The sequence below is a fragment of the Providencia sp. PROV116 genome (genome assembly GCF_028482485.1).
In the GTDB taxonomy this organism is placed as follows: Bacteria; Pseudomonadota; Gammaproteobacteria; order Enterobacterales; family Enterobacteriaceae; genus Providencia; species Providencia rettgeri.
Map to the genome: position 1 here is coordinate 18,654 of NZ_JAMPQO010000023.1, position 19,929 is coordinate 38,582.

General features: G+C 40.7%; 17 protein-coding genes and 4 tRNA genes. 7 read left to right on the top strand and 14 right to left on the bottom strand.

Annotated features, from left to right (window positions below):
- Positions 1 to 424 precede the first annotated feature (424 nt).
- Both PSE72_RS16005 and prfH read left to right on the top strand, forming a co-directional pair.
- Positions 425 to 1,558 carry an RNA ligase RtcB family protein gene (locus PSE72_RS16005; protein WP_115168116.1) on the top strand — a complete coding sequence of 378 codons (1,134 nt, stop codon included), beginning with the start codon at positions 425 to 427 and terminating at the stop codon, positions 1,556 to 1,558.
- Positions 1,558 to 2,169, top strand: coding sequence for a peptide chain release factor H (prfH, locus tag PSE72_RS16010; protein WP_115168117.1), 612 nt, complete (start codon positions 1,558 to 1,560; stop codon positions 2,167 to 2,169). Before PSE72_RS16005 ends, prfH begins: the two co-directional genes overlap by 1 nt.
- A gap of 83 nt (positions 2,170 to 2,252) precedes the next feature.
- Here prfH and PSE72_RS16015 read toward each other — a convergent pair whose 3' ends face one another.
- The 9 genes from PSE72_RS16015 to lptM form a co-directional block, all read right to left on the bottom strand.
- Complete coding sequence (locus PSE72_RS16015; RefSeq protein ID WP_109912154.1) at positions 2,253 to 2,522, bottom strand: hypothetical protein; 270 nt, start codon at positions 2,520 to 2,522, stop codon at positions 2,253 to 2,255.
- 206 nt (positions 2,523 to 2,728) lie between these two features.
- Positions 2,729 to 3,313: a 2OG-Fe(II) oxygenase gene (locus PSE72_RS16020; protein ID WP_115168118.1), complete on the bottom strand. Its 585-nt coding sequence runs from the start codon at positions 3,311 to 3,313 to the stop codon at positions 2,729 to 2,731.
- A 261-nt stretch (positions 3,314 to 3,574) separates the two neighbouring features.
- Entirely contained in the window at positions 3,575 to 4,249 is a 675-nt protein-coding gene (locus PSE72_RS16025; protein WP_213942399.1) for a hypothetical protein, read from the bottom strand.
- A 234-nt stretch (positions 4,250 to 4,483) separates the two neighbouring features.
- Positions 4,484 to 6,646 carry a DNA helicase II gene (uvrD, locus tag PSE72_RS16030; RefSeq protein WP_115168121.1) on the bottom strand — a complete coding sequence of 721 codons (2,163 nt, stop codon included), beginning with the start codon at positions 6,644 to 6,646 and terminating at the stop codon, positions 4,484 to 4,486.
- Between the two features lie 87 nt (positions 6,647 to 6,733).
- Positions 6,734 to 7,450 (bottom strand): 5-amino-6-(5-phospho-D-ribitylamino)uracil phosphatase YigB, encoded by a 717-nt coding sequence (gene yigB, locus PSE72_RS16035; protein ID WP_115168122.1) that lies wholly within the window; start codon positions 7,448 to 7,450, stop codon positions 6,734 to 6,736.
- The gene (gene xerC, locus PSE72_RS16040; protein WP_115168123.1) at positions 7,450 to 8,379 is read right to left on the bottom strand and encodes a tyrosine recombinase XerC; all 930 of its coding nucleotides are present in this window, start codon (positions 8,377 to 8,379) and stop codon (positions 7,450 to 7,452) included. The genes yigB and xerC overlap by 1 nt, the downstream gene beginning before the upstream one ends.
- Entirely contained in the window at positions 8,361 to 9,065 is a 705-nt protein-coding gene (locus PSE72_RS16045) for a DUF484 family protein (RefSeq protein WP_109912157.1), read from the bottom strand. Before PSE72_RS16045 ends, xerC begins: the two co-directional genes overlap by 19 nt.
- A 24-nt stretch (positions 9,066 to 9,089) precedes the next feature.
- On the bottom strand, positions 9,090 to 9,914 hold the full coding sequence (gene dapF / locus PSE72_RS16050) for a diaminopimelate epimerase (RefSeq protein ID WP_115168124.1): 825 nt from the start codon (positions 9,912 to 9,914) through the stop codon (positions 9,090 to 9,092).
- Between the two features lie 21 nt (positions 9,915 to 9,935).
- Positions 9,936 to 10,121, bottom strand: coding sequence for an LPS translocon maturation chaperone LptM (gene lptM, locus PSE72_RS16055; RefSeq protein ID WP_004906065.1), 186 nt, complete (start codon positions 10,119 to 10,121; stop codon positions 9,936 to 9,938).
- 235 nt (positions 10,122 to 10,356) lie between these two features.
- Here lptM and cyaY point away from each other — a divergent pair, with 235 nt between their 5' ends.
- A complete protein-coding gene (gene cyaY, locus PSE72_RS16060; RefSeq protein WP_115168125.1) occupies positions 10,357 to 10,674 on the top strand; it encodes an iron donor protein CyaY in 318 nt (105 codons plus the stop codon).
- Between the two features lie 51 nt (positions 10,675 to 10,725).
- Here the strand turns inward: cyaY and PSE72_RS16065 are convergent, their stop codons facing one another.
- Complete coding sequence (locus tag PSE72_RS16065; protein WP_115168126.1) at positions 10,726 to 13,302, bottom strand: class I adenylate cyclase; 2,577 nt, start codon at positions 13,300 to 13,302, stop codon at positions 10,726 to 10,728.
- Between the two features lie 592 nt (positions 13,303 to 13,894).
- Between PSE72_RS16065 and hemC the strand changes: the two genes are divergently transcribed.
- Genes hemC through hemY form a run of 4 tightly spaced genes read left to right on the top strand, consistent with a single transcriptional unit; the run spans position 13,895 to position 18,047 of the window.
- The gene (gene hemC / locus PSE72_RS16070) at positions 13,895 to 14,839 is read left to right on the top strand and encodes a hydroxymethylbilane synthase (protein WP_004907329.1); all 945 of its coding nucleotides are present in this window, start codon (positions 13,895 to 13,897) and stop codon (positions 14,837 to 14,839) included.
- Positions 14,836 to 15,591, top strand: coding sequence for a uroporphyrinogen-III synthase (locus PSE72_RS16075; protein WP_115168127.1), 756 nt, complete (start codon positions 14,836 to 14,838; stop codon positions 15,589 to 15,591). Before hemC ends, PSE72_RS16075 begins: the two co-directional genes overlap by 4 nt.
- 3 nt (positions 15,592 to 15,594) lie before the next feature.
- The gene (hemX, locus tag PSE72_RS16080; protein ID WP_115168128.1) at positions 15,595 to 16,851 is read left to right on the top strand and encodes a uroporphyrinogen-III C-methyltransferase; all 1,257 of its coding nucleotides are present in this window, start codon (positions 15,595 to 15,597) and stop codon (positions 16,849 to 16,851) included.
- Positions 16,852 to 16,853: 2 nt separating this feature from the next.
- A complete protein-coding gene (gene hemY / locus PSE72_RS16085) occupies positions 16,854 to 18,047 on the top strand; it encodes a protoheme IX biogenesis protein HemY (protein ID WP_004907317.1) in 1,194 nt (397 codons plus the stop codon).
- A gap of 1,356 nt (positions 18,048 to 19,403) precedes the next feature.
- Here the strand turns inward: hemY and PSE72_RS16090 are convergent.
- The 4 genes from PSE72_RS16090 to PSE72_RS16105 all read right to left on the bottom strand — a co-directional run bounded on the left by PSE72_RS16090 (position 19,404) and on the right by PSE72_RS16105 (position 19,863).
- Positions 19,404 to 19,480 (bottom strand) — tRNA-Pro (locus PSE72_RS16090).
- Between the two features lie 50 nt (positions 19,481 to 19,530).
- Positions 19,531 to 19,616, bottom strand: a tRNA-Leu gene (locus PSE72_RS16095).
- Positions 19,617 to 19,631: 15 nt separating this feature from the next.
- Positions 19,632 to 19,707, bottom strand: a tRNA-His gene (locus PSE72_RS16100).
- Between the two features lie 79 nt (positions 19,708 to 19,786).
- Positions 19,787 to 19,863 (bottom strand) — tRNA-Arg (locus PSE72_RS16105).
- Positions 19,864 to 19,929 lie beyond the last annotated feature (66 nt).

Sequence of the window (19,929 nt, forward strand, 5' to 3'; positions counted from 1 at the left end):
CCAAACATTTTATCCAATATAATAAGCTTGAACCAGAAAGGCTCAAGCACCCGCCCAAATGATAGCAAACTTTTATATTTCACTCACGCTCAATTCCATTGGAATAAATAAAAATATAAATTTAATTATCTAATTATTAGTTCGTATAATATTAATTAATTTACATATTGATTTTATATATTGGTTTAAGAAAAAGGCTAAAAATCGGCTATCTTTAAAATAGCCCTTGCAAAAGAAAAAAGTTACCGTTAGTATCCGCAGCGTTTTATATTCATCTACTAACTGCAAGGAGGTTTACCATGACAACAATTAATCAAACTCTTTGCGGGCACTCTCAGAAATAGTCACTCTCGTTAGTTAATCTATTTTCTTAAATTTGCCTGCTAATCACCTTATTTTTCAATTAAAAATGAGTTAATAGCTTATGGGCAATACCTTACATACTGTGGATCAGCAAGTCAGCTATATCGCCACAGAATCAACATGGATTGAAAGTAAAGCAATCCAACAATTACAAACAACCGCAAACTTACCTGATATGGTATCCGTTGTCGGCATGCCTGACTTACATCCTGGTCGCGGCTATCCAATTGGTGCGGCATTTTTCTCAACCAAGCGCTTTTATCCTGCGCTAGTTGGTAATGACATCGGTTGTGGAATGGCGCTGTTCCAAACTGATATTAAAAAATCGAAAGTTAACCTCGATAAACTCGAAAAACAACTTTTTGAAATGTCAGATCATGCGCCTCTATCTTGGCTTGAAGAACATGTCCCAGATAACATGCAATCACATGACTTTATGTCATCATTAAGTTCTATTGGTGGCGGGAATCATTTTGCTGAGTTTCAAGCCGTTGACGAAATATTAAACCCAGAATTATTCGATATGAGTGGTTTGAATAAACAACAATTACTGTTATTAGTTCACAGTGGCTCTCGTGGTTTAGGCCAATCAATCCTTCGTCAACATGTAGAAAATCATAGTCATGATGGGCTTATAGATAGCTCTCAAGATGCTAAAAATTACTTAGAAGCGCATCAGAATGCCTTAGATTTTGCCCAACTAAATCGCCAAATGATCGGTTTACGTATGCTGCAACAAGTAAAATCAAAGGGAAAACTCGTACTCGATCTTAATCATAACCTAGTTGAATACTGTAAAATCAATGGCATTGAAGGGTGGATACATCGAAAAGGCGCCACGCCATCAGATCGCGGGCTAGTTGTTATCCCTGGTTCTCGAGGTGATTACAGCTATCTGGTATCCCCACAGCCAAGTGAAGTTTGTCTGAATTCTCTTGCTCACGGAGCTGGCCGCAAGTGGATGCGAACTGAGTGTAAAGGGCGCTTATCTCATAAATATACACCGATTCAATTATCAAGAACGGCATTAGGCAGTCGTGTTATCTGTGCAAACAAACAATTGATTTACGAAGAAGCCCCACAATCGTATAAATCCATTGATACTGTAATTGAAAGCATGGTGAATATTGGCATCATCCAAGTTGTTGCACGACTTAAGCCGGTTATCACCTATAAAACCAGTGGAGATTGCTAATGATATTGTTGCAATTTTCCGCTGCTCAGGGGCCTGAAGAATGCTGTATTGCTGTTGAAAAGGCCCTTGCCCGCTTTCTACAAGAAGCTAAAAAATATCATGTCGCTTATGACGTACTGGAGTCATTTCCCTCTAAAAAGGGGCTAAAATCCGCCTTAGTTTGCCTTGATGGTAAAGATACTGAAAGTTTAGCAAGTACTTGGTGTGGTACAATCCAATGGCAATGCCAAAGCCCTATTAGGCCGCGACATAAACGTAAAAATTGGTTTTTGAGTGTCACCCGTTTCTCTCCCATTAAACCAATTGAAGAGAGTGAAATTGAATTTGAGTTCACCAAAGCGCAAGGGGCCGGAGGGCAGCATGTTAATAAAACGTCCTCAGCGGTTAGAGCTAAGCATGCTGCTACGGGAATTACAGTTAAAGTTCAATCTGAACGCAGCCAACACGCAAATAAAAAACTCGCAAAACAGTTAATACAATGGAAGCTTGATGAGTATCAATCGAAACAATCAAATATATTAGATAAACAGCGCCATCAATCTCACTATCAAATTGAACGAGGAAATGCGACTATGACTTTTGTAGGAAATGAATTTAAACGATTAATATAAAATTAGTGCCACTTCGAATTAGAGGTGGCACATAATTTAATCCAATATTAGACAATATTTAATGATTCGATTTCTAAAGTAGATTATTTAAAATCATAAAGAATCGAATTATTCAATTTAGAGGAGTAGCAACCCACCTCAATAACCGAGCAATGGTCTTTTGGTACTGGGAAATAATTTACACTTTGTATTAATGATGACATATCATTATTAGAATTAATCATCACGGTATCACCAATATTTTTTTCGCTTAATTCCTTCAAAGCTTTTTCTAATTGGCGATTATACTCCGTTATACTAACACCTTGTTGAAATTGTTTAGAACCATAACCGAACTTATCAGTGCTGTTCATTTATAAACTCCTTTTATATAATTTAGTCACACAGCAGAAAATATAATTTAATATAAAAAACCAAAGTTCAAATAAAGTTAACATCAAGAAAAACAGAAAATCAAATAAATATATTAAAATAACTATTATAAAATTTGTTATGTGTATAAATAATGAGAATACTTCTATCAGCCACCTCTATAAGAGGTGGTAATAGCCTGAACGGGTTAAAGTATTTTTTCAGTTAAAAACCACCCCGCGATACTTTCGCGAGTTTGTTCTGTCGGGAGAACTTCATGAGGAAATTCTTCTGACATAAAAAAGATCATACGACCTACAATGGGTTCTAACTTAAACAATTGATTATCTTCTTGGTCATAGACAACCAATTCACCACCATCGCTAGGGTGCCATTGTTCATTCATATATAGAACCGTCGTAATTTTTCGTCGACCGACACCTCTTGGGTTATCCACGTGTTTCTTATAAAAACCACCATTTGGATAACGGCAAAAATGTGTTTCAAAATCACGTAGACCAAGATAAAGCTGACAGTTAAGTTCTTGCCTGACCTGCTCCATTTTATTGAGATAATGAACTATAGAACTCCCCATTTCGGGCTCCAACCAAACCGTTTGGTCGCCGCGAATCGCTTTATTGCCTTGTAATGAGTCCCGATGTCCAATACGTGCGTCTTGTAATGTATTCGGAATGCATTGTTTTATTTCTTTAACTTCGGACAGAGTCAAGAAATCGTCCCACACATACCAACCTTGTGAGGAAAGTGAATCAATAAGTTTATTAATTGACATGATGAGTGTTAGGAAGGTTATTCGGTAAAACTTTATACGGTAAGACAACAAAAAAATAAAATTAAAAACTCAAATCCTGATGATTAAAACATTCCATTAATACTAATCACTGGAAATATAATATTAATTATCATAGAGTAAGCAAAAATCACAGTAATCACACTTGTCATCCAACCTTACATTAAAATTAAAAAAGGTATTCAACTCTTTGTTGAATACCTTGAATTCAATAAATAAAACGATTGATTAGCTTAAATGCCTCTATAAGTACTGCCCTGTTCTATCTAAACCACCATAGTTATGGTGAGTAATACTCTTCATTTTTATTGATAATTCTATTACAGCACTCATTTTATCAGGCATAGAGAAAGAAGCTATTTGTTCGCTAATAGCTTGCTGGTTACTAGTCTGGACTAATGGCTTCAATCTAGCTTCTTTATATTCGCTATTTATTTGCTTAGTCAGTTCTGCAACCCTTGTTATAGCCTGTTTTATTTTAATAGTCTGATTATTAGCATTAATAATATTACTTCTTGCTGAATCAGATATTTTATTGTTTGTGTTATGTGAGATTTTTGAAATTAAATTAACCACATTTATTCTTTCATTCATCGTAGACTCATTTACAGAATCTAATTCCAAATTACCTATCATCTTATTAGTTCTGGTTTGAATTGTTTCATTCATAGAATCTAACATCCTTTCATGTTTAATTCGACTAATTGTAATCTCACTTAATTTTTTTTTCATTTCTCTTACTAATGGCGCTGACGACACCCCATCATCTGTGTATTTTTTCGCTTTCAACTCATTAATTTCCTTCCTTAATGAATTCTCTGCACCTTTTGTTTTTTTAATTCGATTTTCTATTGATTGAAGTAATGACTCAATTTCTTTATGTTTTTCATTATTTTTAATATCAAAATTAGTATTCATATTTTTACATCCCTTAGTGTATTAATACTATAAAACTGACATGTACAGCAAAAAAATGATACATGAGCAGGTAATAAATAACTAATTTAGTATTTATATAGTACAACAGACACATGTCTAATTTTATTATCAATATAATAATAAATAATTTTTACGCTAATTATTTATTGAATAGATTATAATAAATATCACCGAAATAACTATCAGTGATATTTATTATTGATAGCATGAGTTTTATAGGCTCTCCAACCGTGCATAAGACGCCACCAGCCACTTAATCCCTTGACCTTGAAAGGCAATTTGCAAGCGGCAGTGTTCCCCACTACCTTCAAGGTTAATAATCGTGCCTTCACCAAATTTAGGGTGCATGACACGCTGACCTAGAGCATAACCTGAATCATTTTGGCTAATCGGTGTACCAAGGCGTTGATGGCTAACTGGTCTTGAAACCTGCGCTCGCAAACGAACTTCTTCAACACACTCGGTTGGTAGCTCACCGATAAAACGAGAAGGCCTGTGATAAACCTCTTTGCCATATAAACGACGGCTTTCTGCATAAGTAATCGTGAGTTTTTCCATTGCACGGGTAATACCGACATAAGCAAGACGACGCTCTTCTTCAAGACGACCACTTTCATCCATCGACATTTGACTTGGGAACATGCCTTCTTCCATGCCCACAATGAATACAACTGGAAACTCTAGGCCTTTAGCTGAATGCAAAGTCATCAATTGAACAGCATCTTGGCTGACATCCGCTTGCCCATCCCCAGCTTCCAATGCCGCATGAGAAAGAAAAGCCTGCAATGGCATTAAGTCTTGGTCTTCGTCTTGATAGCTAAAATCACGGGTTGCATTGACTAACTCTTCCAAGTTTTCAATGCGAGCCTGCGCCTTTTCGCCTTTTTCTTGCTCATACATCGCTCGTAGGCCTGAGTCGTTAATCACTCTATCGGCTTGAACATGTAATGGCATATCTTGGGTTTCTTTGGCTAATGCATCGATTAATTCTAAGAAACGTTCAATTGCGGCAGCTGCACGACCTCCCAACACCTGCTCGCGAAGTAAGTACTCACAACTTTCCCATAGTGTTAGCTGTTGATCCCGTGCAGTTTGGCGAACAGTATCTAATGTTCTATCGCCGATGCCACGGGTTGGTGTATTGACCACACGTTCAAAGGAGGCATCGTCGTTGCGATTTGCTATTAATCTTAAATAAGAAAGTGCATCTTTAATCTCTTGGCGTTCAAAGAAACGTTGCCCACCATAAATACGATATGGCATTGCACCTTGGATGAGCGCTTCTTCCAATACACGAGACTGGGCATTACTACGATACAGCATGGCACAATCTTGTAAGGCCCCACCATTTTCATGCCATTGTTTGATGCGGCCAACTACATAGCGTGCTTCATCTAACTCATTAAACGCACAGTAGAGGGATATTGGCTCGCCATCTCCGCCTTCCGTCCATAAATTTTTCCCTAAGCGGTCACTGTTATTCGCAATCAATGCGTTCGCCGCTTTTAAGATATTATTCGTTGAACGGTAGTTTTGCTCTAGACGGATAGTTTCTGTACCAGGAAAATCATTGAGAAAGCGCTGGATATTTTCGACTTGCGCACCACGCCAGCCATAGATTGACTGGTCATCATCACCAACAATCATGACTTTGCCTGTATCTCCAGCGAGTACACGGATCCATGCGTATTGGATATTGTTGGTATCTTGAAATTCATCGACAAGAATATTGGTAAAGCGCTCACGATAATGCTGCAATACGTGAGGCTTGTTTAACCACAATTCATGGGCTCGTAATAATAGCTCAGCAAAATCTACCAGCCCGGCTCTATCACAAGCCTCTTGGTAAGCTTGGTATACTTTTAACCATGTGGCTTCAACTGGGTTACCATAGGCTTCAATGTGCTGAGGCCGCAGACCTTCATCTTTTTTGCCGTTGATGTACCACATCCCCTGACGAGGTGGCCATTGTTTTTCATCTAAATTCATCGCCTTAAGTAAACGACGAATTAAACGGTATTGGTCATCACTATCTAGAATTTGGAAGTCTTGTGGTAAATTGGCGTCCATATAATGTTGGCGCAATAAACGATGCGCTAAGCCGTGGAATGTTCCTATCCACATACCGCCTTCACTAGTACCAATCAATTGATTGATTCTATGGCGCATTTCTGCCGCTGCTTTGTTCGTGAATGTCACTGCCATAATTGAAAATGGAGAAGCATTTTCCACAGACATCAGCCATGCGATTCGATGCACTAGCACCCGAGTTTTACCACTACCAGCCCCCGCAAGGACAAGTAAATTGGTACGCGGTGCGGCAACCGCTTCGCGCTGTTTGTCGTTAAGACCTTCAAGCAGATAAGAGACGTCCATAGTTACCATCAAAGCAAAACAGTGGCTAACACCACTGTGAGGTTGTTGACAATGGCGAATGCCACTGTTTTTTTATACAGTAAATGATTATACCAATGATAAGAGAGAATCCAACCGCGAAATTTCCACATGTGGTAATAAACGCACCTCTTTCTCTTCCATCAGTGTTTTTTGGTTTGTGTTGATCCAGCAAGCTTGCATGCCACTGTTAATTGCACCTTCAACATCCGTTAGCAAGTTGTCACCAACATGAAGAATAAATTGTGGCTCAATCTCAAGCCGCTTCGCGGCTAAACGATACATATCGCAAAATGGCTTAGAGCGCCCGTCAGGCCCTGCTTTCAAGACAAATTGGAAATATTGACCTAACCCGCACGCTTCCGGTTCTGCATTTCCATTAGTGATCGCCACCAGCGGAATTTTTTCTGCCAGTTGGCACAGTGTTTCATGAGTAGACTTTGGGACATCAATTCTATTTCGCCAATAAGTGAAATGCGCCATGATGTCATCTGCCCCTTTTTGTGCGGCTTCTTTTGAGTAGCCATAATGGCAAAACATCATTCTGGAAGAAAGCCAACGCCAGCGTGAAATATCATGATAGATATCAGGTTCTTGCTCTTCGACAAGACGACGAAAAGCATAAAGATCTTCATTACTAAAATGATTAAAACGCGGGTCATATTCACGGACAAAACGTAAAACTTCTTCTTCCGTTTTATCAATAACTGGATGGTTATCGTAAAGCGTGTCATCCAAATCAAACGTGATCGCCAGAATGGGTGATAACGGACGGTAAAAATGCATTAAGGTTTCTCCCTCTTTGCTCTTGGATGAGCCACATCATAAACATTTGCTAAGTGCTGAAAATCAAGGTGCGTATAGATTTGTGTTGTCGATAAATTTGCATGCCCAAGAAGTTCTTGCACTCCACGTAAATTCCCACTTGATTCAAGGATATGTGTCGCAAAAGAGTGGCGTAATTTATGCGGGTTAATGTGGCTATTAACCCCTTGCTTTATACCCCATTGCTCAAAACGTTTCTGTACGTTCCGATTCGAAATACGTTTACCACTTTGGGTTGAAATAAAAACAGCGTCATCTTCTGGCTCATAGAGCTCTCGCATCTCAAGCCAACGCTGTAGCCAACTCACGGCAGTTTTTCCCATTGGCACCCTGCGTTCTTTACTCCCTTTCCCCATAACCCACACTTCACCCGTATTTAAATCAAGATGGCGAACATCTAGCCCAACTAGCTCAGATAAACGTAACCCTGCGCCGTACATCACTTCAAGCATCGTTCGGTCACGTACGACGAGCGGGTCACCACTCTCCATATTCAAAAGTTGGGAGACTTCATCCACATCCATATTTTTAGGAAGACGCTTTTTGGATTTAGGGGCATGAACGGCTTTTGCGGGATTTGCGGGTAATTCCCCTTGGTGCACCATCCAATCAAAAAAACTGCGCAGTGATGATAACCGCAACGCCATACTTGCGGCTTGTAAGCCCGATTTACGACTTTTAGCGGCAACGTTGCGCACAATCGTTGCATCAACTTTTTGCCATTCGTGGATATTTAGTGAGACTAACATTTCCACAATAACACTCAATTGGCGACGATAATTAGTTATCGTGACAGGGCTTAGCCGACGTTCAACACGCAGATAATACAGAAAGGTCTCAATTTGGGTCATCAGCCCTTCAGGCTGATTTTTTATAGGCGTTCTATCCATTGGCATAATAACCTCGGTAGAATCTGAGCGACTTTCTCCAACATGACCGTTCCCATACCATGTTGATAATGTTCACGATCCCGACTAGTAAAGATGACCATACCGGATTCACCATGCTGACCAAACAGTGAAATAGCGACTGAACCGACATTTAATGCATCAGGTAAAAGTAATTGAATTTCAGGGCCATTCAACCGACCGAGGTAGTTACGTTTATCGCCAAATCGTTGAATTCTCACGGGTTCAAATACACGACGCGAAATAACTAATTGATGCGCATCCAAAGGAGCGGATAAATGCCAGCTGTCACTAAACAAACGCACTTGAGCACCGGATAAACCCAGTTTTTTTGCCCAACGATTTAGCGCTAGCAGCATTTGCTGTAAACTTTCTGCTGATGACATTTCAATCACCAACACTAACAATTCATCAAAAAGCTCCACATTTTCGTGAGCTTGCTCAACCATAAAACGAATATCTTGTTCGAGCTCTTTGATTTTCAACCGTTGACGACTCATCACTAACTCAGGTAATGAGATAGCTTCCCGCACAACATGGGGTACTTTTAGCTGTTCCAACAGTTGCGCATTACGAAGAAAAAAATAGGGGTTTTCCGTTAAGTAGCGCACGACATCGACCTCATCAATTTGATGAGCCAATTCCTGTGCTTTTTTGGTTTTATCCATTTTTCCCTCTTCAGCTATTCAAAATTATAGTTGAATGACTCCGTCATAAACATGCGTTGCAGGGCCTGTCATATAAAGTGGCGCCCCAGGACCTTCCCAGGAAATATCTAATGAGCCCCCTGGTAAATCAACTTTGACCCGCTTCGCCAGTAATCCTTGACTAATTCCAACCGCGACAGCGGCGCATGCCCCGCTACCACAAGCTTGAGTTTCCCCAGCCCCACGTTCATAAACGCGCAAGCGGATGTGGTCAACACTGATAATTTCCATAAAGCCAATATTGGCACGTTCTGGAAAGCGCTCATGATTTTCTAAAGCGGGACCTAAAACTTCGACTTCTGCCGTATGAATACTTTCAACTTGAATGACACAATGCGGGTTACCCATTGAGACCACCCCACACAGAACTGTACGTTCTTGTGCTCGAATAATATAGGTTTTTTCTTCTTTAACTGCGCGAAATGGTACTCTCTGTGGTTCAAAATCAGGCACGCCCATATTAACGCAGACATCATCATTCTCATTTATGGTTAATGTCATACGGCCGGACTGAGTACTGACTTTGATTTTTTGCTTATTCGTTAAACCTTTAAGCCTGACAAAACGAGCAAAACAACGCGCACCATTGCCACATTGTGCAACTTCACTACCATCTGCATTAAAAATACGATAATGGAAGTCAAGGTCAGGGTCATAAGGTGCTTCAACCAATAGTAGTTGATCGAACCCAACTCCTGTGTGTCTATCCGCTAACCGACAAATCAATTCAGGCGAAAAATATATATTTTGTGTAACGCCATCGACAACCATGAAGTCATTGCCTAAGCCATGCATTTTAGAAAATTGCATTTCACGCTCCATAGAGGTGGCTTACTGATTATTTGTTGTTTGAGCAGGCTCTTTGGCAGTACTGTCTTGTGCGGTAGGTTGCACATCAGATGCCTTAGCCGGTGCTGCAGTTTCTTCCGGCGGAAAATACAACGGGCCTTTTAAGCCACAGCCAGAAAGGGTAAATAAAACAACTAGTGCACTAAGCCCAATTAAACTTTTTTTCATTCTTTTTCGCCCGTATTGCTCACTTTTGACATCTGATAATTTACACAATAACAGGAGTGGCCTTGCAAATCACGCCTGTTTATCTAGCATGCGGATATTATATACTTTAGGCTAAATTTAGTCTGAAGTTTTTAGTGGGCATGCTTAGATTGACCCTGATGCAGATTCCCTCCTATAATTTCAGCTAACAATAATAATTTCAATTAACCCATTGTGAGCAAACAGGAAATTAATCGTGAATGACAGCGAATTTCATCAGCTAGCAGAAACGCTACTGAGCACCATCGAAGAACATTTAGATAATTATGAGGGTGATGCCGATATTGATTGTGAAATCAATGGGGGTGTGATGACTCTTAGCTTTGAAGATGGCAGTAAAATTATTATCAACAAGCAAGAAGCATTCCACCAAATATGGCTAGCGACTAAACAGGGTGGGTACCATTATGATTATCAACAAGGTAATTGGATTTGTGACCGCTCTGGGCATGAATTTAAAGCTAAATTAGCCGAGGCAATTGCCTTTCAAAGCCAAGAGCCCTTTTCATTTTAAGCATTACAAGTTTCGAAGGTGGGCAGCACGCTATACTGCCTGCCATTAATATCAATAATAGTGCGCTTGTGGGTGCGGTGATTGGTTCGAATGCATTTCATATCCAACGTCATCATCTTCTTCCGCTGTGAATGGCCATGTTGCCCCGGAAAATGCAACAACTTGATTTTTACCATCTTGATTAATGATTTGGTAAAATTGCGGTAAATTGAAATTGATAAAGTTTGCGCCATAGGTAAACCGGTCATGGGAAGAAGAATAGAATTTACTCACGTCACGAACAAGATCTTCTTTCGACCCCTCACAGTGAGAATAAATTTCAACCCGATTCGCCTCATCTAAAACATAAATATTAAAACCGGTATTATCTGCCGTATTTTCAAAGAAAAACTGTACAATCCCTTCACTCGCATAGCCATCAACAACTGCAGGTAAATGGTTATCACTCTTCGCCTGAAGTTTAACGGGCCAGCCATGTAGTTTGTTATGGGAGATAGCCCCGTAGAACTCAACCGCATTCTCAAGTTTTTGTACCGATACGTTCAGACGCTCAAAGAATAACCCCCACGTCTGCCCCGCGATACGCAATGCTTTAAAACGCCCAGGGTCATTTCGGTTGCTTGACAAACGCAATTCAACACACTCAGATACCAACTGTTGTACACGAGTACGGATCAACCCACGTAAGTGCTCACTATAACAAAACACCTCAACCGCTTCAGGAGGCGATGCATCTTGATGCATTTTCCCTAAAATAGTTTTAAGTGCTTCTAACATGCACTGTTCTCCGCTGAAATGTAGCGTTCTTACCTCATTCCACGAATTACGATACAACAAATCAATACTACCAATCAGGCACTGTTGTGATTCTCCAAAACTGAAAATATCCAGTTTTCTAAAATCAACATGGACGACTTGCTCAGAATATACCTGTGTTGGATCTTTTTCTAAGTTAACAATGATTGCAAGGTGGCGAATTTCACATGGACTATAAAGCGCTTTTGGCGTTGGGGCTGGTAACCTGATAGGGAAATGGCTTGAAACATCGTGCATCAGTTCAAGCAATTTTCGTTCATCACACTGGGATTTCCCATTATGCATGTAAACCTGGGTGGTTTCAGTCAGCAAACCATTAAAATAAGCCCATGCCACTAATTTATTTAAATAGCGGTTATATTCAAGAGGTTGATGGCCAATAATGGCATCAATATTTGGCGCTTGGTTATACAAATACCAGCCGCTACGGTTAGCTCGCCCCTCTGGCACATAAATAAAGGTTAAATGCGCTTCGCTCAAATCAGGTGAGATTTGTGGATTAACTAACGTCACCTTCCCCGGGAGAGCTTCGAAAGCCGCATATAATTTACGGGTTAATACTCCAATATCTTGTGGGCTTGCACTAACACTTAAATTATTTCTACGGGCAAAGCGAATGAGGTTACGATAGCTTTGCATCATCGTATCAAGTAACTCGTTATGTGCTTCACGGACACGCTCAATTTTCCATTGATTGCGTGTATCGAGTATCGACAAACGCTCTGATCCCCATCCCCATGATTCAACCAATTGAGACAACACATCACGGCGCCAACCTGCGCAAGTATTCCCCTCTTCTTCAGATAGTTTTTCGCATACTTTCAGGTAGAAACAACGGCGGATAAGGTCAAGACGGGTTAAATCATTAATTTCAGTCAGGTAACGTGTCACACGCTCTAACATTAAGCAGTATGAGTCCAAGCCATAACACACAATTTCGCCTGCATGTAAATGACGCTTAAACTCCATGGCTAATAATTTACCGTTAGGGTAATCCCATGAATAGGATTCCAGCAAAATACTCTTCAATACCGCTTTATAAGGGGAATCAACACTTTTATACAACTGCCATAGGCTTGCACCGAAATATTCCGCGGCAGAAAGCTCACTTAACCCGCCTAAATCAAGCCATTCGTTCGGTGTTAGCACTCCTTGTGCATATAACCCCATAACATATTCATCGTAATGCTGCTCTTCTTCAACCGGCACCATGGTCCACAGCAAACGTTTACCCGCCATACGTACAGCGGTTCGATAAAATTCATCTAACAATAGGATGTGTTGCGTTGAACCACAGTTTTCCCCACCAATATGCCCACTGGCATGATGGCGAAAACGATTTTCATCGATTAAAAACACAGTGACATCAATCCCTAAAGATGCTGCCCACTGTTCAATTAAGGTGCATTTTTTTTGCAAAAAACGTTTTTCTTCGTGGTCCAACCAAGACGGATGACAAACCCAAACGTCGATATCTGAACACTGGCTTTGCCCAACAGATGAAGTGCTACCCATCGAATAGATGCCTGTAATCGGTAATTCACCGTTCGCTTCAGTTTCAATCACGGGTAAAAAACGTTCAAAAGGCGCTAACCATTTTTTTTGCTCTGCATCAGGAGAGAAAAAGCAGACACCATGAGGGACATTACCTTCAATAAAACCAGGTATCATGGGATGATGATAATGAAACAAGACAGGCAGCAAACTATAAACCTTCGAGAAGGTTTCACTCATAGAAGCTGTTGCACGTTCTAACCGTAATTGGTTTATCGCATCCAGTCTTTGTTTTAAGGTTTCAATATAGAGATACAAAGGTTACGCCTGATTGAATGAAAGTAATACAAACCTGAGAATTTCCCAGCACCCAACAGATAGAGATAGATTTAAAATAATTTTCAAATGGATTGTCGGAAACGTGATCAATTTAACACCTTGCATCAAAAGGGTAAAGTAGATCACATAATTTTACGCGCTTATTTTTGATACAAAATGCTTTTCAACATATTGTATAAAAAGGCTTTTTATTTTTTAATCTGTAAAATATCCCTTGTTTTTCAATGGAATAATTTCTTTTTACCTTATTGTTTAGTAAAACAGCAAAACTGAACGATATTAAGTACAATACGCACAGCGTCTGTGCTTACACGCTTCAACACGAATTAATAGAAAACACAGATTGTTCCACACAAAAAATAGCACGATAAGCTAAAGAAATTGCTTAATAGCTATTCTAGGTCATCTCCTTTTGAATCACTTTCTTGCATCATGGTAGAAAAAGTAAATCGGCTATAAACAATTCAGAGCGCGATTTTGCACCCAGCTGGAAAAAATATCCTTAACATGTTAAAACTAATGCCAATTGTATGGTTAATCTGCGGCATTCTTCGCCAGAGAAAACAGTAAAATGACATCAACAAATATCGTGCGTATTGCAACGCGCAAAAGCCCTTTAGCCCTATGGCAAGCGCACTTTGTCAAAGATAAATTAGAGCAGCTTCACCCAGGCTTACAGGTTGAATTAGTTCCTATGGTGACAAAAGGCGACATCATTCTTGATACCCCTCTTGCTAAGGTCGGCGGGAAAGGTTTATTCGTCAAAGAATTAGAACTTGCCTTGTTGGAAGGACGCGCAGACATTGCCGTTCACTCGATGAAAGATGTCCCTGTTGAATTCCCTGAAGGCTTAGGATTAGTCACGATTTGTGAACGTGAAGACCCGCGAGATGCCTTTGTCTCAAACCACTACGATAACCTTGATGCATTGCCAAAAGGCAGTATCGTCGGGACATCGAGTTTACGTCGTCAATGCCAATTAAGGGAACTCCGCCCTGATTTAGTCATTCGCGACTTACGTGGTAACGTAGGTACACGCCTATCAAAATTAGATAACGGTGAATATGATGCCATTATTTTAGCCGTTGCTGGGTTAAAACGCTTGGAGTTAGACACTCGAATTAAAACGGCTCTTGCACCTGAGCAATGCTTACCTGCAGTTGGCCAAGGTGCTGTCGGTATCGAATGCCGTTTAAATGATAGTAAAACCCGCGAATTACTCGCGAAACTCAATAATGACTCAACATCAACCTGTGTTCTGGCTGAACGAGCAATGAATATGCGCCTTGAAGGCGGTTGCCAAGTTCCGATTGGCAGTTACGCTATTTGGCAAGATGACAAAATATGGCTACGGGCCTTGGTGGGAGCGCCAGACGGCAGTGTGATTATTCGTGGGGAACGACTCGTTTCTCCGAGTGAAGCTAATCAAGCGGGTGTATCATTGGCTGAAGAATTACTTGAGCGTGGTGCAAGGGAAATTCTGGCGGATGTTTACCAAGGAAACCCGCCTGCATGAAGGTGCTTGTCACTCGCCCTGAACCAGCAGGTTCGGAGCTGATCACAGCAATCACCGCCAAAGGGGGAGAAGCCTTCGCCTCCCCTTTAATTCGCATTGGACCCGGTGCTGAATTAAATACCCTTATACCTCAACTTGATAGCCTTACTGAAAATGATTTAGTCTTTCTTTTATCTAAAAATGCAGTCGAATATGCAAATTTAACACTTGAACAAATGGCGCGTAGCTGGTCAGATAAGTTATCTTACTATGGAATTGGCCGCTCTACAGGGCAGTATTTTCAACAAGTAACAGGAAAAAACATAAGTTGGGCTGAACAAGGTGAAACCAGTGAAGTACTACTAACACACCCTGAACTTCAATTTCTCGAAGGGAAAAACGCTCTATTATTACGAGGAAATGGCGGACGAGAGCATCTCGCATCAACATTAAGGGCCAGGGGCGCAAAAATCAGCTATTGTGAATGTTATACAAGGCATCCTGTTTACTATGATAGAACCCTATTCAATCAGCAATGGTTTCAAACGGGTATTACAGATGTTGTGATCACGAGTGGTCAAATGTTAGCCTTGTTAGACGAATTAATCACTGAAGAATACCAAACTTGGTGGTTTTCCCGCCGCCTACTTGTCGTCAGTGAACGGATTGCAGACCAAGCCCGCAGAGGCGGATGGCAAAAGGTCTGTGTAGCTAATAGCGCAGATAATAATGCTTTATTAGAAGCATTAATTTCAATCGATATGGGATGCTAATTTATGACGGAACACGATAAAACAACCGAGACGGTTACCCAAGAAGCTGGTGCAGAACAACAGCACCCAAAAAACAAACCTTCTTCGGAACAAAAACGTTCTGGTCTGATAGGTGGTGTAATTGCTATTGCTATTATCATCGCTATTGGTGGCGGATTATACTATTTTACCCAACAAAGCACTGCCACTTTAGTAAATGAAAACAATGAATTAAAACAAAAATTAAGTGATTTAATCGAACAGCAAAATTCAGACAGGCAACGATTAAACGCTTTAGCTGCGGCTAATGCTGAAATAAAAAGCCATTCTCGTGAATATGAAGAGAATCTCAACCGTCGCATGCAAGAGCTACAAGCGCACGTCACGGCGTTATCCAGCGCTGATGTTAAAAGTTGGCTTCTCGCACAGGCTGACTTTATGGTTAAAATGGCGGGAAGAAAGCTGTGGAATGATCGCGATCCTGTGACCGCAGCGGTTCTATTAAAAAGTGCTGACTCGAGCTTAGCCGAAATGAATGACCCGAGCCTACTCGACATTCGTAAATCAATTAACAGTGATATGGCTAAATTAGCCGCAATCAATCAAATTGACTATGACGGTATTATCTTACGTTTAAACCAGCTCAGTAATGAAGTGGACAACTTACGTTTAGCTGATTTAAACAGCGGCGATGCGAAAAATGAAGATAACGCAGATGTCAGCGAGGATATTTCGGATTGGAAACAAAATTTGGCTCGTAGCTGGAAAAGTTTCGCAAATGACTTCGTCACCGTACGCGCTCGTGATGGCTCAGAAGCCCCGCTTTTAGCTCCAAATCAGGATATTTATCTACGAGAAAACATTCGCTCTCAACTATTAATCGCAGCACAAGCCGTGCCACGTTATCAAGAAGCCACTTACAAACAGTCATTAGAGCAGGCTTCGACTTGGGTAAGAGCCTATTTTGATACTGAGGCGCCTGAAACTAAAGCTTTTCTATCAACCATTGATGACCTAATCAATCAGCCGATTGATATTGATATGCCTGATACTTTAGAAAGCCAAGAAAAGCTAGAAAAAATCATGCAAACACGGGTTCGTAGCTTACTTTCTCAGTCGTCTGACAATGCAAAAGTTAGCGATGGTGCCGTTGATGCCGCAGCGGATGCAACTGAAGCGCCAACAGAAGCCGCAGTTCCCGCCACGGATACGCAAAAAGCGGAGTCAGCTGACAATGCACACCCTTTTGAATCAGCAGAGCCTGCTGGCAATAGGGGGTAATTATGATAAAAGTCTTGATCCTATTTATAGTACTTATTGCAGGGATAATCTTAGGCCCATTATTAGCGGGTCACCAAGGTTATGTTTTTATCCGTACAGATAATTATGACATTACGACCAGTGTAACCAGCCTCGTTTTGGGCTTTATCTTGCTCCAGTTTGTGCTGTTATTCCTTGGTTGGTGCTACCGCCGCTTTATCAGCACGACATCACGTACCCGAGGTTGGGTAAGTGGTCGTAAATACCACAAAGCACATACCCAAACACAAAAAGCGCTGCTGAAATTAGCAGAAGGTGATTTCGAGCAAGTTGAAAAATTAATGAGCAAACATGCTGATTTTTCTCAACAGCCGGTTATTAACTACCTCATGGCAGCCGAAGCTGCTCAACAGCGTGGTGATGAATATCGCACTCACCAATACTTGGATAGAGCTGCCGAAGCCGCAGGAAGTGACCAGCTCCCCGTTGATATCAGCCGTGTCCGTATCCAATTAGCGGAAGGAGAAGTCCATGCTGCCCGTAATGGCATTGATAAACTTCTCGACAAAGCTCCAAGGCACCCTGAAGTGCTGCGCCTAGCAGAACAAGCTTACTTACGCTCAGGCGCCTATCAGTCGCTGATTGAATTACTTCCTGTCATGGCTAAAGTACAGTTACACAATGAAGATGAGCTCGATGCATTGAAATTAAAGGCTTACAAAGGGTTGATGAACCAATATATGGCTGAAGGAGGTAGTGATGGGCTAAAAGCTTGGTGGAAAGCACAACCTCGCCGAGTTCGTCATGAAACCGCATTGCAAGCTTTCTTAGCAGAGCATTTGATTGAATGTGGCGATACTGCAAGTGCAGAAAAAATGATTATTGACGGTTTAAAACAGCAATATGATGAACGCTTGATCCTGTTGGTGCCAAAACTGAATAGCGAACGCCCTGAAGTTATAGAAAAAACCCTTTTACATCTGCAGAAGCAGAACGGTGCCACCCCGTTACTTAACAGTACATTAGGCGTTTTATCGCTACAGCATGCCCAATGGGACAAAGCTGAAAATTACTTTAAAGCCGCTTTAGCTCAACGTTTTGACGTACAAGATGCATCATGGTTAGCTGATGCTTTTGACCGGCAACATAAGCCTAGCGATGCCGCAAAAATTCGCCAAGATGCATTAAACCATTCATTAAAACAAGAACGGAAATAATATTCTTGTTTGGCCTCATCTAAAAACTCCACTCATTTTGGTGGAGTTTTTTTATTCATAAGCTTAACGGCGACTAATCTGACCTTCCCCAATAAAAACGTAAAAACAATTTAAATACATCGCGTTAATCGTATTAAATCATCATAAAAGGAAAATATGAGGTTTATAATTGGCAACATTGCAGGTAAATAATTCAATGTTTAATCAATAATCATTATTTAAGGATAAGGAAAACACACTTCGCTATGTTATAAAATAAACACATAGTGTATAAAGCTTTATATACATCTTTGCTTTGAATGAATTAGGGATATCGATATGAATGTAATTAAAACTATTTGGCGCTGGATTATTGCAACTCCAAACCGTTTACAAATATTCTTTGATCTTCTGCTGTTAGTATTATCACCTTTTGTTTTTATTATGATTATTGGTTTTAATACCGAAGATCTTAGTAAAGACATTTTCATTATTACATTCATTATCCTCTGCTATACCTATATTACTCGCTGGTTCAGTAAATGGTTTAGTAAAGGTAGAAGCTAATAGCTATCTTATTTTCAGCCTCTTAGTCATTTTCTAGGGGGCTAAGTGTTTTGTACAGACAAAAAAAAACACCTGCACAAGACAGGTGTAAAATACAATCAGGTCTACAGACGGATGGTGCCTCACTCAACGTTTCGCCCGTTCGTTGATGGTAAGAGGATGAGCTCTTGATCATCTAAAGTGGACAATAGGCACCGATAATCGGCTTTGCGTCATCTCTGGGTTTATGAAGCTTCGCTGTCATAAGAAGTGAGATGAGCATCTACATATACAATAATGCACAATACGTGCCAACTTTTTTAAAACGGTATTTTTTTAGCTCACTCTTTTGGTCTATTTCCTATCCCTCGGTTTTACACAACTATTTTTCTTCTTGGTAGTAAACCGCTCTATCTTTAAAAAATTCACTAATATGTTGCCCGAAACTTACCACTCTATTTTGTCGCAGTTTAGAGACATCATAAAACAGTTATTTATATTTCCTTATAAATCAACCAGTAAAGTGTCACCTTTTGACGACATTGATATGATGGGTTGTATCTATTTTACGACACAAGTAAGTTAAGCTGCTAAATTAGAAATAAAAACAAGCAATTAACCATACCCCTGTCATTCGTTGAAGAAACGCCCCCGAGTATACTCTAAGCAATTCAAGTTATGGCTAAGTGGCAAGTAAAGATATTCCGATGAGTACGAATAAGTATGTGATTTGGGTAGATGAACGTAGCCAATAACGCTACGGTTTGAAGTGTGAAGTGTGTAAAGTATAAAACGCAAAAAACCCGTCGATTAAGACGGGTTTCTTTAAATTGGTCGGCGAGAGAGGATTCGAACCTCCGACCCACTGGTCCCAAACCAGTTGCGCTACCAAGCTGCGCTACTCGCCGAAATTTTTGTAGTACTTATTAATAGTGAATAGTACTATTACATTTCTTCGTGGTGCGAAAGGGGGGACTTGAACCCCCACGTCCATAGGACACTAACACCTGAAGCTAGCGCGTCTACCAATTCCGCCACCCTCGCAATGTCACAAAAAAATGGGGTGGCTAATGGGACTCGAACCCACGACAACTGGAATCACAATCCAGGGCTCTACCAACTGAGCTATAGCCACCATAACTTCACTTTTTTCAAAGCGTTGCTATATTACTACATACAACGTCATTTTGCCAACCGTAGCGAAGCGCTAAAACTGGTGCGCCCGACAGGATTCGAACCTGAGACCTCTGCCTCCGGAGGGCAGCGCTCTATCCAGCTGAGCTACGGGCGCTTAACGCCGTTGCGGGAGAGGATAGTACGGATTTATCCTCCCGCTGTCTAGTCCTTTTTGAAATAA

Coding starts and splice junctions, on each gene's coding strand:
- PSE72_RS16005 (WP_115168116.1), top strand. CDS start 425: ATGGGCAATACCTTACATACTGTGGATCAGCAAGTCAGCTATATCGCC.
- prfH (WP_115168117.1), top strand. CDS start 1,558: ATGATATTGTTGCAATTTTCCGCTGCTCAGGGGCCTGAAGAATGCTGT.
- PSE72_RS16015 (WP_109912154.1), bottom strand. CDS start 2,522: ATGAACAGCACTGATAAGTTCGGTTATGGTTCTAAACAATTTCAACAA.
- PSE72_RS16020 (WP_115168118.1), bottom strand. CDS start 3,313: ATGTCAATTAATAAACTTATTGATTCACTTTCCTCACAAGGTTGGTAT.
- PSE72_RS16025 (WP_213942399.1), bottom strand. CDS start 4,249: ATGAATACTAATTTTGATATTAAAAATAATGAAAAACATAAAGAAATT.
- uvrD (WP_115168121.1), bottom strand. CDS start 6,646: ATGGACGTCTCTTATCTGCTTGAAGGTCTTAACGACAAACAGCGCGAA.
- yigB (WP_115168122.1), bottom strand. CDS start 7,450: ATGCATTTTTACCGTCCGTTATCACCCATTCTGGCGATCACGTTTGAT.
- xerC (WP_115168123.1), bottom strand. CDS start 8,379: ATGGATAGAACGCCTATAAAAAATCAGCCTGAAGGGCTGATGACCCAA.
- PSE72_RS16045 (WP_109912157.1), bottom strand. CDS start 9,065: ATGGATAAAACCAAAAAAGCACAGGAATTGGCTCATCAAATTGATGAG.
- dapF (WP_115168124.1), bottom strand. CDS start 9,914: ATGCAATTTTCTAAAATGCATGGCTTAGGCAATGACTTCATGGTTGTC.
- lptM (WP_004906065.1), bottom strand. CDS start 10,121: ATGAAAAAAAGTTTAATTGGGCTTAGTGCACTAGTTGTTTTATTTACC.
- hemC (WP_004907329.1), top strand. CDS start 13,895: ATGACATCAACAAATATCGTGCGTATTGCAACGCGCAAAAGCCCTTTA.
- PSE72_RS16075 (WP_115168127.1), top strand. CDS start 14,836: ATGAAGGTGCTTGTCACTCGCCCTGAACCAGCAGGTTCGGAGCTGATC.
- hemX (WP_115168128.1), top strand. CDS start 15,595: ATGACGGAACACGATAAAACAACCGAGACGGTTACCCAAGAAGCTGGT.
- hemY (WP_004907317.1), top strand. CDS start 16,854: ATGATAAAAGTCTTGATCCTATTTATAGTACTTATTGCAGGGATAATC.